Genomic DNA, 14859 nt, shown 5'->3' with positions numbered 1-14859 from the left:
AAAACCGGCCCTAAAAGCTTGGGTTGGGCCCTGCATCCCGGGAAGCTGGGTGGGAGAGGAAACGCGGAAACTCGCCCGCACCCTCTTCCCGGAAGACCCTGAAGGGGGTGTGAAGGAGTATGAAGAAAAGGCTCGTGACGCTACTGGCAGGGCTTCTGACCGTGCTCTCTATGGGCTTCGGTCTGGCCCAGTTCTCCGACGTGCCCGCCGGGCACTGGGCCAAGGAGGCCGTGGAGGCCCTGGCGGCCAAGGGCATCATCGTGGGCTTCCCCGACGGCACCTTCCGGGGCAACGAAACCCTCACCCGCTACCAGGCCGCCCTCATCATCTACCGCCTCCTGCAGCAGATTCAGGAGGAGCTGAAGGCCAAGGGAGAGTCCCCCACCATGGAGGCTATGTCCTCCGAGGACCTCGAGGCCCTGAAGAACGCCGTGCAGGAGCTCGCCGCCGAGCTCGCCGCTTTGGGGGTTAGGGTCTCGGCCCTGGAGGACAGCGCCGCCACCAAGGAGGACATCGCCCGCCTCGAGGCCATGATCGAGGAGCTCAAGGCCCAGCCCATGCCCCAGGTGGAGCCCGGCATGGACCAGGCCGCCCTCCAGGACCTCATGGACCGGGTGGAGGCCGCCTCCATCGCCGCCGACACCGCCCTCGCCCAGGCCCAGCAGCTGGCCGAGCAGCTGGACGCCTTGGCCCAGGACGTGGAGGGCGTGAAGGGCGACGTGGCCGCCCTCTCCACCCAGGTGGAGGCCAACGCCCAGGCCATCCAGGCCCTGAACGAGCTCGCCGTCCTCCTCAACCAGGACGTCCTCTCCCTCCAGGACCGGGTGACCGCCCTGGAGAAGGGCCTCGCCGACCTCCAGGGGGTGGACTTTGAGCAGTTCGCCACCAAGGAGGACGTGGCCGCCGTCCAGGAGTTCGCCGCCGCCCTGCGCTCCGACCTGGTGGGCCTCTCCGAGAAGGTCTCCAAGCTAGAAGGCCAGGTGGCCGACCTCTCCAAGGTGCAGTACTCCATCGAGGGCTCCCTCTCCGCCACCTACGGCACGGCTACCAATACCGGCATCAACTTTGACATTGACCGCCTCTTCCCGGGTAACCAAGTTTCCTCGGGCTCGGGCCAGCAGGACTACGGCGGCGGCCCCTACCGTAACCGGGTGGCCCAGCGCCGGGGTGACTTTGACCAGACCTTCACTGGAGGCTCTGCCGCGCTCACCTTCGGGGTCAAGGTGGCCCAGCCCGGCACGAGTGGGGTGAACGTCTCCGAGGCCAGCGCTTCCCTCTCCGTGGACGCCTTCGGCTCCAGCAGCCTCAACGACACCAAGGCCTACCTCACCGACGCCAGTGTCAAGGGGAACGTGGACGGCCAGGCCTTCAGCGTGGTCTACAGCTCCAGCACCAGCTCCTTCAGCTTCAACGATTACCTCTTCGCCAACGACCAGGACAGCTACCCCGCCACCACCCGCCAGGGCATGGTGGCCACCTTCTCCGGCACCAACTTCCCCCTCAGGCCTGAGGTCACCGTGGTGGCCGGCGTGGCCAACAACAACGGGGGTCCGGCGGTGCTCCAGGGCGACTACTTCGGCATCCGCACCGCCTTCAAGCCCGTTGAGGGCTTCAGCCTGGCCCTAAACTACGCCACCAACCTGGGCACCCGCTCGGCCATCGGGGTGGACGGCGGCTTGGGGCTGGGCCCGGTGAGCCTCTCTGGGCTCTGGGTCTCCTCCCAGGCCCCCGGTAGCCCCTTCGCCGACTTCTTTGACAACACCCTCTCCGATTGGGCCTACTACGCCAAGGCCGAGGTTAAGCTTGGCCCCCTTTCCCTCTCCGCTAACTACCGGGCCATTGACCCGCAGTACGAGAACGGCGTGGCCGGGATGTCCTCTAACTACCACTTCTTCTACTTCGGCGTGGGCGGAAACGGCAACGCGCCCTTCGCCGCCGACAACAAGGGCTTCGGCGTGGACGCCAAGGTGAGCCTCGGCCTCTTGGGTGGGCTGGAGATCCGGGGTTACTACGACGACTCCACCAACTATGCCGGCGCTCCGGCCAGCGAGCAGGTGGCCTGGGGCGTGGGCGCTACCCTCAAGCTCTTCCGCGGTCTAGCATTGAATCCCTTCTACAACCAACTGACCATCGGCGGTGCCGTCCAACCCGGTAGCGGCGGTCTGGGCGCCTACGGCAACTACAACCTCTACTACTACAACGGCCCTGACTCCCGCTACTCCACGGGCTTCGGTGTCAAGCTGACCCACGATGCCAAGGCCCAGGATGCCCTTATCTCTGGTCTCGGCATCACCCTGGGCTACCAGAGGTTTGACGACGGGAGCGGGAGTTACCCCTACGAGGACATCCTGGCCAGCGCCTCCTATCAGGGCAAGCTGGGCTTCCTCAGCCTCCAGCCTTACGTGCGCTACCACGCCTTTAATGACGCCAGCGCCAGCGCTACTACCTACGACTACACCACCCTTAAGTATGGGGTGAAGGTGGCCACGGACCCCTTGGACATCCCCTTGAAGCCCGGGCTAGAGGGGGTCTACGCCGCCCGCTCCACGGACATCACCCGTGGCTCCTCTAACGATGCCCAGGAGACCTACTGGCGCGCGGGCCTCACCCTGAACGAGTTCTTGGTGCCCAAGGCTACCCTCAAGGTGGGCTACGCTTCCTACCGCGGGCAGAACGTGGTGGACCCCGCCGGGAGCTTCCTCACCCGGGGCTACGGCGATTACTCCCTGAGCGCGGGCACGGACCGCCTCTTCACCTACCCCGGTGAGGTGGTGTTCCCCTGGAACCTTACCACCGGAGCGGGTAGCCAGTCCGGCGGCGTGGACGGCATTTACTTGGAGGCTAACTACTACAACTTCACCGTCGCTTACCTGGACGCCATCCTCCTGGACGGTGCGGGGACCTTCCAGTCCTACGGCCGGGCCTTCAAGATCACCTACAACGTTAACTTCTAGGCTCTAGGGAAACTTTCCCCCCGCCTAAGGGCGGGGGGTTTTGCTTCCCCATCCTTGAACCCGGAAGGGGGCCCCTATACTGGGTAAGGATGACCTTCCGCTACCGGGGGCCAGCGCCCAAGGGGGACCAGCCCAAGGCCATCGCCGGGCTGGTGGAGGCCCTGAGGGACGGGGAGCGCTTCGTCACCCTCCTCGGGGCCACGGGCACGGGGAAGACGGTGACCATGGCCAGGGTCATAGAGGCCCTGGAAAGGCCCGCCCTGGTCCTCGCCCCCAACAAGATCCTGGCGGCCCAGCTCGCGGCGGAGTTTAGGGAGCTCTTCCCGGAAAACGCCGTGGAGTACTTCATCAGCTACTACGACTACTACCAGCCTGAGGCCTACGTCCCGGGGAAGGACCTCTACATAGAGAAGGACGCCTCCATCAACCCCGAGATCGAGCGCCTGAGGCACTCCACCACCCGAAGCCTCCTCACGCGGCGGGACGTGATCGTGGTGGCCTCGGTCTCGGCCATCTACGGCCTCGGGGACCCGAGGGAGTACCGGGCCAGGAACCTGGTGGTGGAAAGGGGCAAGCCCTACCCCCGGGAGGCTCTCTTGGCGCGGCTTCTGGAGCTCGGCTACGGGCGGAACGACCTGGACCTCTCCCCGGGGCGCTTCCGGGCCAGGGGGGAGGTGCTGGAGATCTTCCCCGCCTACGAGACCGAGCCCATCCGGGTAGAGCTCTTTGGCGACGAGGTGGAGCGCATCCTCCAGGTCCACCCCATCACTGGGGAAAGGCTTCGGGAGCTTCCCGGCTTTGTCCTTTTCCCCGCCACCCACTACCTCTCCCCGGAAGGCCTCGAGGAGATCCTGAAGGAGATTGAGAAGGAGCTCTGGGAGAGGGTTCGCTACTTTGAGGAAAGGGGAGAGGCCCTCTACGCAGAGCGCCTCAAGGAGCGCACCCTCTACGACCTGGAGATGCTAAGGGTCATGGGCACCTGCCCCGGGGTGGAGAACTACGCCCGCTACTTCACGGGGAAGGCCCCGGGGGAGCCCCCCTACACCCTCCTGGACTACTTCCCCGAGGACTTCCTGGTCTTCCTGGACGAGTCCCACGTGACCGTGCCCCAGCTCATGGGGATGTACCGGGGGGACTACGTGAGGAAGAAGACCCTGGTGGACTACGGTTTCCGCCTGCCCTCGGCCCTGGACAACCGGCCCCTTCGCTTTGAGGAGTTTTTAGAGAGGGTTTCTCAGATAGTCTTCGTCTCCGCCACCCCGGGGCCCTTTGAGCTGGAACACTCGGGACGGGTGGTGGAGCAGATCATCCGGCCCACGGGGCTGTTGGACCCCCTGGTGCGGGTCAAGCCCACGGAGAACCAGGTCCTGGACCTCATGGAGGGGATACGGGAGCGGGCGGCAAGGGGCGAGCGCACCCTGGTTACGGTCCTCACGGTGCGCATGGCGGAGGAGCTCACGAGCTTCCTGGTAGAGCACGGGATCCGGGCCCGCTACCTCCACCACGAGCTGGACGCCTTTGAGCGCCAGGCCCTGGTCCGGGACCTCAGGCTTGGCCACTACGACTGCCTGGTGGGGATCAACCTCCTCCGCGAGGGCCTGGACCTCCCCGAGGTGAGCCTGGTGGCCATCCTGGACGCCGACAAGGAGGGCTTCCTGCGGAGCGAACGGAGCCTCATCCAGACCATTGGCCGGGCGGCGAGGAACGCCCGGGGCGAGGTCTGGCTCTACGCCGACCGGGTCTCCGAGGCCATGCGGAAGGCCATAGAGGAGACGAACCGGAGGCGGGCCCTCCAGGAGGCCTACAACCAGGAGCACGGCATCACCCCGGAGACGGTGCGGAAGGAGGTGCGGGCGGTGATCCGCCCCGAGGGGTACGAGGAGGCCCCCCTGCCGGAGATCGCCGGGGAGGACCTGAAGGAGAGGATCGCCGAGCTGGAGCTTCTCATGTGGCAGGCGGCGGAGGCGTTGGACTTTGAGCGGGCGGCCCGGATTCGGGACGAGATAAGGGCCCTCGAGGCCCGCCTCCAGGGCCTAAAACCTCCTGAGCCCGTTCCCGGGGGCCGAAGGAAGCGGAAGAGAAGGTAGCCCCTAGGCGAGGAGGAGGAGGGGGTTTTCCAGGTAAAGGGCCACCCGCTCCAGGAGCTTCCCCGCCACGGGGGCTTCCAGCCCCGAGGCCGTGAGGAGGCCCTCCGGGGTGAGGAAGAGGCTTGGGCGGCCGGTGTGCACCTCCTCCTCGCCGTAGAAGCAGAGGAGGCCCTCCCCTTCCTCCCCGTCCGCCTCCCGGAAGAGGGCAAGGAAGGTGGGGGAAGGCTTAAGCCCCCGCATCTCCTCGCCCTCCACCCGGCCCACGAGGGGCCGCAAGGGGATTTCCAGCTCCGCCAGGGCCCTTTCCGCCGCCCGGAGGAGGAAGGGCAGGGGGGTCTTGGGCACCCCGTGGACCCGCGCGAAGAGGGCCAGGGCCTCCTCCAGCCCCCGGGGTTCCACCCGCTTCCGGTAGACCCGGAGGGCGGCCGGGGGAGCGGGCGCAGGGGCCACGCCCAGGGCGGGGGCGCCCGCCGGGGGCGGGGGGGGTTCGGGGGCCAGAGGGGGTTCCGCCTCCCCCGGGGCCTGGAGGAGCTCCTCGGAGAAGTCTTCCTCCGGGGGCTCGGGGGCGAGGAGGTCTTCCTCCCACGCCTCCAGGGGGGCTGGGGCTTCCTCGGGTAGGAGGAGGGCTTCCTCCTCCTCGAGGTCCAGGTCCACCTCGGTTAGGTCCAGGTCCAGCTCCTCCTCCGCCACCTCCTCCACCTGGAGGGTGGGGGCCTTGGGGATGAGGTCCTCGAGGTCCACCCCCTCCTTCCCCAAGGCCTCCTGGGCCCGCTTAAGCTCCTCCTCCGGGGGCAGGGGCGGGGGGGCTTCCGGCATGGGGGGGAGGTCCACCTCCCCGGCCATCAGCTTGGCCAGAAAGGCCAAGACATCCCGTTCCACGATGGTCCCGTCGGGGCCCGTGCCTTGGAGGTTTCGCCAGTCTATGCCGTTTTCCTCGGCGAGGCGCCGGGCCAGGGGCGTGATTTTGGGTTCGGCCATCTTGCTCCTATGATAAGTGCCCGCACCTCCTTTACACAACACGGGATTTATACCACCCCATGCTGGCCCAAGCCAGCATGGGGGCCCCCGGTCAAAAAGGCCCGCGGGGCTTCCGTACTTGGGCTTAGGCGAAGGATTCACGCCAAGAGGGGTATCAGAGGTCTTTGCGCTCAAAGACCAAGGCCCCCAGGAAGGCGAAGCCCAAGGTGTAGATGAGGAGGAGGGAGAGGCCGAGCCCCGCCGCTTCTGGCCTCAGGTGCAGGTCCAGGTAGGTGGTGAGGAGGAAGGGCTCAAGGGCGGGGAAGGCCACCAGAAGGCGCATCAGGAGGAGGGTGGCCACGGCGGCCAAGGCGCTCGCCGTGGTGGAGAGGAAGAGGGTGCCAAAGAAAAGGGCCAGGGAGGCGAGGGGCATGAGCACCGCCCCCGCCAGGAGGTGGGCCCGGAGGAGCTCCAGGAGGGCCTCCTTCGGGGTGAGGAGGCCTACGCCGGCAAACCCCCCTTCCCCAAGGCCCGTGCCCCCATAGAAGGCCCCAAGGCCATGGGGCAGGCCGGCCAGAAGCCCTCCCAGAAAGCTTGCCGAAAGGAGGACGAAGGGGTAGAGGAGGGCGGCCATGAGCTTGGCCAAGAGGAGGCCGGTCCGGGGCAAGGGGCGGAGGAGGAGGCTTTTGAGGGTGCCCTGGGCCACCTCGCTTCCCAGGGACTCGCTGGCCGCCATCACCACCAGGAAGGGAAAGAGGAACTCCATCCCGGCCATCAGGCTCAGGGAGACCACCTGCCACCCCGAGGCCAGGACCAGGCCGTAGACCTCCTTGAGCCCGGGGGCCAAGGCCCAAAGGAAGGGGAGGAGAAAGGCGGAAAGAAGGCCAAGCCCCACCGAGCGGAGGCGGAAGAGCTTGAAGACCTCAAAAAGGAAGAGCCTAAGCATGCCTCACCCTCTCCTGGTAGTAGCTTAGGAGGTCAAAGCGGTGGGGCACGAGGGCTTCCACCCGGTACCCCTCCCGGAGAAGGGCCTTGAGCACCGCTTCCCGATCCCCTTCAAAGAGGATGGCCCCGCCCTGGAGCCTGGCCGAGGCCACCTGGGGCAGGGTTTTGAGGAGGGCGAGGGCCCCTTCCAGGGGATGGGCCTCGAGGCGGTACGCCTCCTTCCCGGAAAGGACCACCTCGTCCAGAAGCCTTCCCCCGCCCAGGATGCCCACCTTGTGGGCGTAGCGGGACACCTCGGGGAGGTGGTGGGTGGAGAGGAACACCGCCACCCCTTCTTGGGCCAGTTCCCGAAGGAGGCCGTGCACCAGCTCCACCCCCTCGGGATCCAGGCCCGAGGTGGGCTCGTCCAGGACCAGGACCTTGGGCCGGGGAAGGATGGCCGCCGCCAGGCCCAGGCGCTGCCTCTGCCCCAGGGAGTAGCTTCCCACCTTCTGGTCGGCCACGGCCAGGAGCTTCAGCCGGGCCAGAACCTCGGCGATGCGGGCCTCCTCCCGCACCCCGGCGAGGTAGGCGTGGAGGCGCAGGTTCTCCCGGCCCGTGAGGTAGGGGTAGAAGGCGGCCGGGGCCTCCACCACCGCCCCTAGGTGGCGCCGGGCGGCGGGCGCTTTGTGCACGTCCTCTCCCAGGAGGAGGGCCCGCCCTTCCGTGGGGAAAGCCAGCCCGGTGACCAAGCGGATGAGGGTGGTCTTGCCGCTTCCATTGGGGCCCGCCAGGGCGTAGACCTCCCCCGGGCGCACGGAAAGGCTGACCCCGGAAAGGATGGGCTTCCGCCCGTAGCGTTTTCCCAGGCCCTCTAGCCTTAGGGCTTCCATGGGTGCTATACTACCCAAGCCCCCGGTCCAGCGCGGCGGTCCGGGCGTGAACCGGGTCAGGTCCGGAAGGAAGCAGCCCTAAGCGCTCCGGGTCGGGCGCCGCTGGGTAGCCGGGGGCGCTTTGTCCACAGGGTTATCCACAGGCCCTTTTGCGCTCCCTTCACGAACTTGGGTGAAAAAAGCCCCTTCCCAAGGCGGTTTACTCCCCGGGGTCCGGGGCTTTGGCCTTGCGCGCCACCCCCTTTTCCACAAGCCTTTGCACTTCCTCCGGGGTGTAGCCCGCCTCGAGGAGCGTTTCCTCCGTGTGCTCTCCCAGAAGGGGCGGGGGGAGGCCTGGCTCCGCGGGGGTTCGGGAAAGGAAGCGCAAGGGGTTGGCCAGGGTGGGAAGGGGGCCCAGGAGGGGGTGGGGAAGGGTCCAGACCGCTTCCCGGGCCTCCGCCTGGGGGTCCTGGAAGGCCTCTTTGAGGTCGTTCACGGGGGCGGCGGGGACGCCCGCCTCCTTGAGCCTCGCCAGCCAGTAGGCCCGGGGGCGGGTCTTTAGGGCCCGGGAAAGGGCCTCCACCACCTCCTCCCGGTGCTCCACCCGGAGGGCGTTCGTGGGGAAGCGGAGGGCGAGGTCGGGAAGCCCCGCAACCTGGCAGAGCCTCGCGAACTGCTCGTCGTTGCCCACCGCCAGGATGAGCCAGCCGTTCTCCGCGGGGAAGGCCCCGTAGGGGACGATCTGGGCGTGGGCGTTGCCGAGCCTTTTGGGGGGCTTTCCCGTGAGAAGGTAGCTTTCCCCCAGGTTCGCCAGGGCGAAGAGGCCCACGTCGAAGAGGGAAAGGTCTATGTGCTGGCCTTCCCCGCTTTTCTCCCGCTCCAGAAGGGCGGCGAGCACGGCCAAGGCCCCCATCATCCCCGTCATCACGTCGATCCAGGCCACCCCCACCTTCATGGGCGGGCCCTCGGGCTCCCCGGTCACGGACATGATGCCCGTGTAGCCCTGTAGGGCGGCGTCGTAGCCAGGCTCTTTGGCCCTCGGTCCCGTGTGGCCGAAGCCGGTGATGGAGAGGTAGACGAGGCGGGGGTTTAGGGGCTTTAGGCTTGCGTAGTCCAGGCCGTAGCGGGCCAGGTCCCCGGTCTTGAAGTTCTCCACCAGGACATCGGCCCTCTGGGCGAGGCGCCTTATGGCCTCCTGGCCTTCCTCTGCCTTGAGGTCCAGAGCCAGGCTCCGCTTCCCCCGGTTGACCGCCAGGAAGTAGGCGCTTTCCCCCTGAAGGAAAGGGGGGCCCCAAGCCCGGGTCTCGTCGCCCCAGGGGGGCTCCACCTTGACCACCTCCGCCCCCAGGTCGGCCAGGATCATGGTGCAGAGGGGGCCGGCGAGAACACGGGAGAGGTCCAGGACCTTGAGGCCGGAAAGGGGCTTCATGAGGGCATCTTACGCCGGTATAGTGGTGGGGTGGGCCGCGTCCTCAGGCACGTCCTGGTGCTTTCGGTGCTCCTTTTCGTCCTCCTCCCCTTCCTCTGGATGGCCTACGCCGCCTTCATGCCCAAGGAGGCGGTGTACTCGGGGGAGCTCTTCTCCCGGGTGGGCTTCAGCCCGGAGAACGTGAGGGCCTTGGGGAAGGAGGGTTTTTGGGGAAGGCTTCTTTTCTCCTTGGGGCTTTCCTCGGGGGTGGTGCTCCTCCAGCTTTTCACCGCCCTTCTCGCCGCCTACGCCCTTCGGGCTGGGCTTGGGCTTTTGCCCCTTTACCTGGTGCTCATGGCCGTGCCGGCGGAGCTTCTTTTGGTCCCTCTTTACGGCATCTTGAAGAACCTAGCCCTTTTGGAGACCGTCTGGGCCTTGGTCCTGCCCTTTGCGGCCAGCCCCTTTGTCCTCTACCTGGTCTACCAGGCCATGCGGGGGGTGCCCGAGGAGCTTTTGGAGGCGGCCCGGCTGGACGGGGCGGGGCACCGGGTGCTCCTCTTCCGCATCCTCTTTCCCTTGGTGCGCCCCACCCTGGTGGCGGCGGGGGTTTTGGCCTTCGCCGCCCACTGGAACCTGGTCCTCTACCCCCGGGTGGTGGTCTCCGACCCGGGGCTTTGGACGGTCCAGACCTGGCTCACCGACCTGCAGCGCAAGTACCCCACGGACTGGGGGCTCCTCTCGGCGGCGGCCCTGCTTTCCGTGCTTCCCATCGCCCTCCTCTACCTCCTCTTTGAAAGGCGGGTGGTGGCCACCTTTGAGGAGGGGCTGAAGGGGTAGCCAAGTACCCCACCGCGGTGAAAGCCGCGGTGGGGGCCCCAAAAGGCCCTCTCCTAGCCCCATTTCGGGCATCCCGTGTTGCGAAACCAACGTGCGGGCGCTTATATTGGGGGCGTAGGAAAAGGAGGTGAAGGCCGTGCGCGCCTTGGCGCTGGCGCTTGTCCTGGCCCTTTCCGGTTGCCTTCCCGTGGCCATGCTACGGCCCCCGGAGCCTACCCGGGGGGCGGAGTTTTCCCTGGGGGCGACCCTGATGTCGAACCCCTTCGGCGGCCAGCAGCCCGTCCTCCTCTTGCCCTACCTGGCCTTTGCCCAGGGGGACGGGACCTTTGAGTACAACCTCTCCCTCCAGTGGGGCCTTCGGGGCGGGGTTAAGGTGGGCCTGGCCCCCGGGGTGGCCCTGGACGCGGGCCTCACCCTCCCGCCCGCTTTCGGCGAGGGGGCGGACTGGAGCCAGGGGGTGCCCGTGGTCCTGGACGGGGGGGTCATCCTGGGTGGGGGAGGGTACTACCTCTCGCCCAGGCTCCATCTCCTGGGGGTTCCGGGGCGGGAGTGGGGTTTGGCCTACCAGCTTTCGGCGGGGATGTACGGCGGAGAATGGCTGGGGGAGATAGGCGTCCTCGGCGGGTTTGGGGGGTCAGGAGTGCTCCTCAGCCTTTCCGCCGCCTGGCGGTTTGGAACCTCTCCCTTAGCGCCTTGAGCCTTGCCCGCACCCGTTCCTCCCACCCCTCCCCCAGGGCCTCAAAGAGGGTGAGGCCTTCCAGGCCCTCGGGGAGGTACGGCTGGGCGAAGCTTCCTTCTTTGTCCTCGTGGTAGTAGGCGTAGCCCTCCCCGTGCCCCAGGGCCCGGGCGAGGCCGGTGGGGGCGTTTCTCAGGTTCAGGGGGACCTCGGCCTCGGGGTGGGCCTCCGCCGCCTCTTGGGCCTTCTTCCAGGCGGCGTAGAGGCTATGGCTCTTGGGGGCCAGGGCCAGGTAGACGGCGGCCTCCACCAGGGCGAGTTCCCCTTCCGGGCTTCCCAGGGCCTCGTAGGCTTCCTTGGCGGCCACGGCGAGGCGGAGGGCCAGGGGGTCGGCGAGGCCCACGTCCTCCACCGCCACCCGGATGAGCCTGCGGGCCAGGTAGCGGGGGTCGGCCCCGCCCTGAAGGAGCCTCGCCAGGTAGTAGAGGGCGGCGTCCACGTGGCTTCCCCGCAGGGACTTGTGGAGGGCGGAGACCAGGTCGTAGAAGCGGTCCCCTTCCCGGTCCATGCCGAAGCGCTCCGCTCCCAGGGCCTCCCGCACGCTTTTGAGGTCCACCTGGCCGAAGCTTGCGGCGAGCTCCAGGGTGTTCAGGGCGAAGCGGGCGTCGCCCCCTGCCGCCCTTGCCAGGAGCCTTAGGGCCTCCTCCTGGTAGGGCGTGCCGGGGAGGCCCCTCGGGTCCTCGAGGGCCCGCTTGAGGAGGGCGAGAAGATCGGCCTCGGTGAGGGGCCTCACGGGAAAGAAGCGGAGGCGGGAGCGGAGAGCGGGGACGAGGGCGAAGGCCGGGTTTTCCGCCGTGGCCCCGATGAGGGTGAGGAGGCCCGACTCCAGGTGGGGAAGGAGGGCGTCCTGCTGGGCCTTGTTGAAGCGGTGGATCTCGTCCAGGAAGAGGACGAGGCCCCCTTCCGCCCTGGCCCTCTCCACCGCCTGGCGCACCTCCTTAAGCCCCGCCTCCACCGCCGAGAGCCGGAGGAAGGGCTTTCCCACCCCCTCGGCGAGGAGCCGGGCCAGGGTGGTCTTGCCCGTGCCCGGGAGGCCGAAGAGGACCATGGAGGAGAGCCGCTTCGCCTCCAGCATCCGCCTTAGAAGCCCCTGAGGGCCGGTGAGGTGGGGCTGGCCCAGGACCTCGTCCAGGGTTTGGGGCCGGAGGCGCTCGGCCAGGGGCTCCACCTCCCCATGGTAAAGGGGCCTGTGGTAGGCTTGGAGGGAATGCGGGCGCTTTTCCTTTTGCCGTGGGGCCTGTTCCTCCTGGGGCTCACCCCCTTGGCCAAGATGGACCCCCTGGGGGAGGTGGGGCGGGGCCTGGGCCTCCTGCTAGCCGCCCTGCTTTTGGCGGCGGTGGGGAGCTTGTATTCCCGCTTCCCCGTGGCCTTTCCCGTGCAGCTCTCCTTGGTTTTGGGCCTTGGGCTTCTCGCCTTTCAGCTCTCCTTGGAAAGCGCCCTTCTCCTCACCGGCCTCCGGGCCCCTGAGTACGCCGCCATGGGAGGGGTGCTAGGGGCGGTGGCCCTGGGGGTGGCCTTCCTCTTGGGCACGGGGCAAGAGGCCCCCCTCCTTCCCCCCCTGCCGGGGGTGGGGACGCGGGAGGACCTCCTACGCCTGGCGGGGGCCCTGGAGGGCCTGGCCCTGAGGCGGCCTTTGGTCCTGGTCTACCTCGCCACCGCCGTCTCCCCGGAGGCCCTGGAAAAGGAGCTCCGCCGCGGGGACCTGGCCTTCCGGCTTCAGGGGGGGTACCTCCTGGCCCTCCAGGCGGGCCGCCCGGAGGATGCCTTGGGGCTTTTGAGGCGCCTGAAGGAGCGCTTTCCCCTCTCCGCCTACGCCGTGGAGCGCTGGCAGGGGGGGAGCCTGGAGAGGGTGCTGGCGCGCCTCGAGGCCGAGGCCCTCTTGCAGTTCTGATACCACCCCATGCTGGCTTGCGCCAGCATGGGGGCCCCGGCCAAAAAGGCCCGCAGGGCTTCCGTACCTGGGCTTGGGCGAAGGATTCACGCCAAAGGGGTATGAGTCCGGTGTAGCCCCCGGGGACTACACCGTTTGCGGGTGTACGGGAAGCCCCCTTACCTTGGCCTTTCCCTCCACCCCAGGCCCTACCCTTAGCCTTAGGAGGTCCACCATGGAACAGGCCAAGGAGATCAGCCAGGCGTGGCAGGAGGCCCTGGAAACCTACGGGGAACGGGAAGAAGAGTGATACCACCCCGTGCTGGCTTGGGCCAGCATGGGGCCCCGGAAAAGCTTTCCGGAGAGCGTAACCCTCGCGGGACCGAAGGCGAATGGCCGCCTTCGGTCCAGCCTTTACCTCCCCACCAGGCGCTTCCTCTGGGAAGGGTCCAGAACCTTCTTGCGCAAGCGGAGGCCCTTGGGGGTAACCTCCAGGAGCTCATCCTCGGCCAAGAACTCCAGGGCCTCCTCCAGGGAAAGCCTCCTTGGCGGGATGAGGCGGAGGTTCTCGTCGGAGCCCGCGGCGCGCACGTTGGTGAGCTTTTTGGCGATGGTGACGTTCACCTCCAGGTCGTTTTCCCGCACGTGCTCCCCCACGATCATACCCACGTAGACTTCGGTGCCCGGCTCAATGAAGAACTGCACCCGTTCCTGCAGGCGGTGGAGGCTGTAGGCGGTGGCCACCCCCGCCTCCATGGCCACGGCGCTCCCCGTGGTGCGGGTGGGGATGGGGCCAGCTTGGGGCCCGTAGCCGTGGAAGGTGTGGCTCAAAACCCCCTCCCCCCCGGTGAGGGAGAGGAAAAGGCTCCGGAAGCCAAACAGGACCCGGGCCGGGACCACGAACTCCGCCCGCACCCTTTCCCCCACCTCCATGTGGGTAAGCTCCCCCCGCCGAAATCCCAGGGCTTCCATCACCACCCCGAAGCGGGCCTGGGGCACCTCCACCACCAGGAGCTCGTAGGGCTCGAGGCCGTCTTTCACGAGCACCCGGGGCTGGCCCACGCTGAACTCGTACCCTTCCCGGCGCATGGTCTCCAGGAGGATGGCCAGGTGGAGCTCCCCCCGGCCCCTGAGCTCAAAGACCTCGGGGGCCACCTCCTCCACCTGCAGGGCCACGTTGGTGCGAAGTTCTCTAAAAAGCCTTTCCTTTAGCTTCTGCCCGGTGACGTGTTTCCCCTCCCGCCCCGAGAAGGGGGAGGTGTTGGCGCTTAAGGTGAGGGCCACGGTGGGCTCGTCCACCCGGAGGCGGGGCAGGGCCTCCGGGGCCTCCTTGGCGGCGACGGTGTCCCCGATCTCCGCCCCCTCGAGGCCCGCCAGGGCCACGATGTCCCCGGGGAGGCTTTCCGCCACCTCTACCCGCTCCAGGCCCTCGTGGGTGTAGAGGGCGGCCACCCTGGCCGCCACCCTGCCCTCCTCCTTGAGGAGGACCACCTCCTCCCCCTTGCGCACCCGTCCCCGGAAGACCTTGCCGATGGCCACCCGGCCCAGGTAGGGGGAGTGGTCCAGGTTGGCCACCAGAAGCTGGAAGGGGCCCTCGCTGACCTGGGGCGGGGGCACGTGCTCCAGGATGGCCTGGAAGAGCTCGGAGAGGTCCTCCCTGGGGGCCTCCCGCCAGGCCCGCCCCTCGCGTCCGATGGCGTAGAGGTAGGGAAGTCCAGCTGCTCCTCCGTGGCCCCAAGCGCCACCATGAGGTCAAAGACCTGGCTCAGCACCTCATCGGGGCGGGCCTCCTTCTTGTCCACCTTGTTCAGGACCACCAGAGGCTTGAGGCCGGCCTCCAGGGCCTTCCTGAGGACGAAGCGGGTCTGGGGCATGGGGCCCTCGGCGGCGTCCGCCAGGAGGAGGACCCCGTCCACCAGGGAGAGGGCCCGCTCCACCTCGCCCCCGAAGTCGGCGTGGCCGGGGGTGCCCACGATGTTCACCTTGACCCCGTTCCACGTCACGGCGGTGTTTTTGGCCAGGATGGTGATGCCCCGCTCCTTCTCCAGGTCAGAGGAGTCCAGGATCCGTTCCCCCTCCTCTTTGGAGAGGGCCTTGGCCTGGCGGAGCATGGCGTCCACCAGGGTGGTTTTGCCGTGGTCCACGTGGGCGATGATGGCGATATTCCGAATCTCCATGGGCGCACCAATCCCCCCACTCTACCACGGGAAGGCC

Annotated in this window: 10 protein-coding genes, 1 other RNA gene and 1 pseudogene; 6 read left to right on the top strand and 6 right to left on the bottom strand. The window is 67.9% G+C overall.

What is annotated here, in order from left to right; genetic code table 11:
- The first annotated feature begins 119 nt into the window (after positions 1-119).
- Both ACY5J6_RS11855 and uvrB read left to right on the top strand, forming a co-directional pair.
- Positions 120-2954 (top strand): S-layer homology domain-containing protein, encoded by a 2835-nt coding sequence (locus tag ACY5J6_RS11855; protein WP_462845336.1) that lies wholly within the window; start codon positions 120-122, stop codon positions 2952-2954.
- An 89-nt stretch (positions 2955-3043) separates the two neighbouring features.
- Positions 3044-5041 (top strand): excinuclease ABC subunit UvrB, encoded by a 1998-nt coding sequence (uvrB, locus tag ACY5J6_RS11850; RefSeq protein ID WP_462845335.1) that lies wholly within the window; start codon positions 3044-3046, stop codon positions 5039-5041.
- Between the two features lie 3 nt (positions 5042-5044).
- On the opposite strand, the gene ACY5J6_RS11845 is transcribed toward uvrB, so the two are convergent.
- The 3 genes from ACY5J6_RS11845 to ACY5J6_RS11835 form a co-directional block, all read right to left on the bottom strand.
- The gene (locus ACY5J6_RS11845; protein WP_462845334.1) at positions 5045-6019 is read right to left on the bottom strand and encodes an E3 binding domain-containing protein; all 975 of its coding nucleotides are present in this window, start codon (positions 6017-6019) and stop codon (positions 5045-5047) included.
- A gap of 154 nt (positions 6020-6173) precedes the next feature.
- The gene (locus ACY5J6_RS11840; RefSeq protein WP_462845333.1) at positions 6174-6944 is read right to left on the bottom strand and encodes an ABC transporter permease; all 771 of its coding nucleotides are present in this window, start codon (positions 6942-6944) and stop codon (positions 6174-6176) included.
- Complete coding sequence (locus ACY5J6_RS11835) at positions 6937-7815, bottom strand: ABC transporter ATP-binding protein (RefSeq protein ID WP_462845332.1); 879 nt, start codon at positions 7813-7815, stop codon at positions 6937-6939. Before ACY5J6_RS11835 ends, ACY5J6_RS11840 begins: the two co-directional genes overlap by 8 nt.
- 19 nt (positions 7816-7834) lie before the next feature.
- Between ACY5J6_RS11835 and ffs the strand changes: the two genes are divergently transcribed.
- Positions 7835-7929: signal recognition particle sRNA small type (gene ffs / locus ACY5J6_RS11830), an RNA gene on the top strand.
- An 85-nt stretch (positions 7930-8014) separates the two neighbouring features.
- Here the strand turns inward: ffs and ACY5J6_RS11825 are convergent.
- Positions 8015-9223 carry a CaiB/BaiF CoA transferase family protein gene (locus tag ACY5J6_RS11825; protein ID WP_462845331.1) on the bottom strand — a complete coding sequence of 403 codons (1209 nt, stop codon included), beginning with the start codon at positions 9221-9223 and terminating at the stop codon, positions 8015-8017.
- A 30-nt stretch (positions 9224-9253) separates the two neighbouring features.
- Here ACY5J6_RS11825 and ACY5J6_RS11820 point away from each other — a divergent pair, with 30 nt between their 5' ends.
- Together ACY5J6_RS11820 and ACY5J6_RS11815 are read left to right on the top strand one after the other, a co-directional pair.
- Positions 9254-10039, top strand: a complete 786-nt coding sequence (locus tag ACY5J6_RS11820) for a carbohydrate ABC transporter permease (RefSeq protein WP_462845330.1) — start codon at positions 9254-9256, stop codon at positions 10037-10039.
- Positions 10040-10166: 127 nt separating this feature from the next.
- Complete coding sequence (locus ACY5J6_RS11815; protein ID WP_462845329.1) at positions 10167-10736, top strand: hypothetical protein; 570 nt, start codon at positions 10167-10169, stop codon at positions 10734-10736.
- Here the strand turns inward: ACY5J6_RS11815 and ACY5J6_RS11810 are convergent.
- Complete coding sequence (locus ACY5J6_RS11810; RefSeq protein ID WP_462845328.1) at positions 10687-11943, bottom strand: replication-associated recombination protein A; 1257 nt, start codon at positions 11941-11943, stop codon at positions 10687-10689. The two genes, ACY5J6_RS11815 and ACY5J6_RS11810, sit on opposite strands and share 50 nt — an antisense overlap.
- A 39-nt stretch (positions 11944-11982) precedes the next feature.
- Between ACY5J6_RS11810 and ACY5J6_RS11805 the strand changes: the two genes are divergently transcribed.
- Positions 11983-12666 (top strand): hypothetical protein, encoded by a 684-nt coding sequence (locus ACY5J6_RS11805; RefSeq protein ID WP_462845327.1) that lies wholly within the window; start codon positions 11983-11985, stop codon positions 12664-12666.
- A gap of 393 nt (positions 12667-13059) precedes the next feature.
- On the opposite strand, the pseudogene typA reads toward ACY5J6_RS11805, so the two are convergent.
- A pseudogene (gene typA / locus ACY5J6_RS11800) lies at positions 13060-14822 on the bottom strand (translational GTPase TypA).
- Positions 14823-14859 lie beyond the last annotated feature (37 nt).

This window comes from Thermus sp. H19.2 (assembly GCF_054979525.1).
This window is presented reverse-complemented; position numbering and strand designations above follow the sequence as displayed.

Excerpts from the sequence above, each read along its gene's own strand:
- ACY5J6_RS11840 (WP_462845333.1), bottom strand. The coding sequence starts at position 6,944 with ATGCTTAGGCTCTTCCTTTTTGAGGTCTTCAAGCTCTTCCGCCTCCGC.
- ACY5J6_RS11805 (WP_462845327.1), top strand. The coding sequence starts at position 11,983 with ATGCGGGCGCTTTTCCTTTTGCCGTGGGGCCTGTTCCTCCTGGGGCTC.
- ACY5J6_RS11835 (WP_462845332.1), bottom strand. The coding sequence starts at position 7,815 with ATGGAAGCCCTAAGGCTAGAGGGCCTGGGAAAACGCTACGGGCGGAAG.
- uvrB (WP_462845335.1), top strand. The coding sequence starts at position 3,044 with ATGACCTTCCGCTACCGGGGGCCAGCGCCCAAGGGGGACCAGCCCAAG.
- ACY5J6_RS11825 (WP_462845331.1), bottom strand. The coding sequence starts at position 9,223 with ATGAAGCCCCTTTCCGGCCTCAAGGTCCTGGACCTCTCCCGTGTTCTC.
- ACY5J6_RS11845 (WP_462845334.1), bottom strand. The coding sequence starts at position 6,019 with ATGGCCGAACCCAAAATCACGCCCCTGGCCCGGCGCCTCGCCGAGGAA.
- ACY5J6_RS11855 (WP_462845336.1), top strand. The coding sequence starts at position 120 with ATGAAGAAAAGGCTCGTGACGCTACTGGCAGGGCTTCTGACCGTGCTC.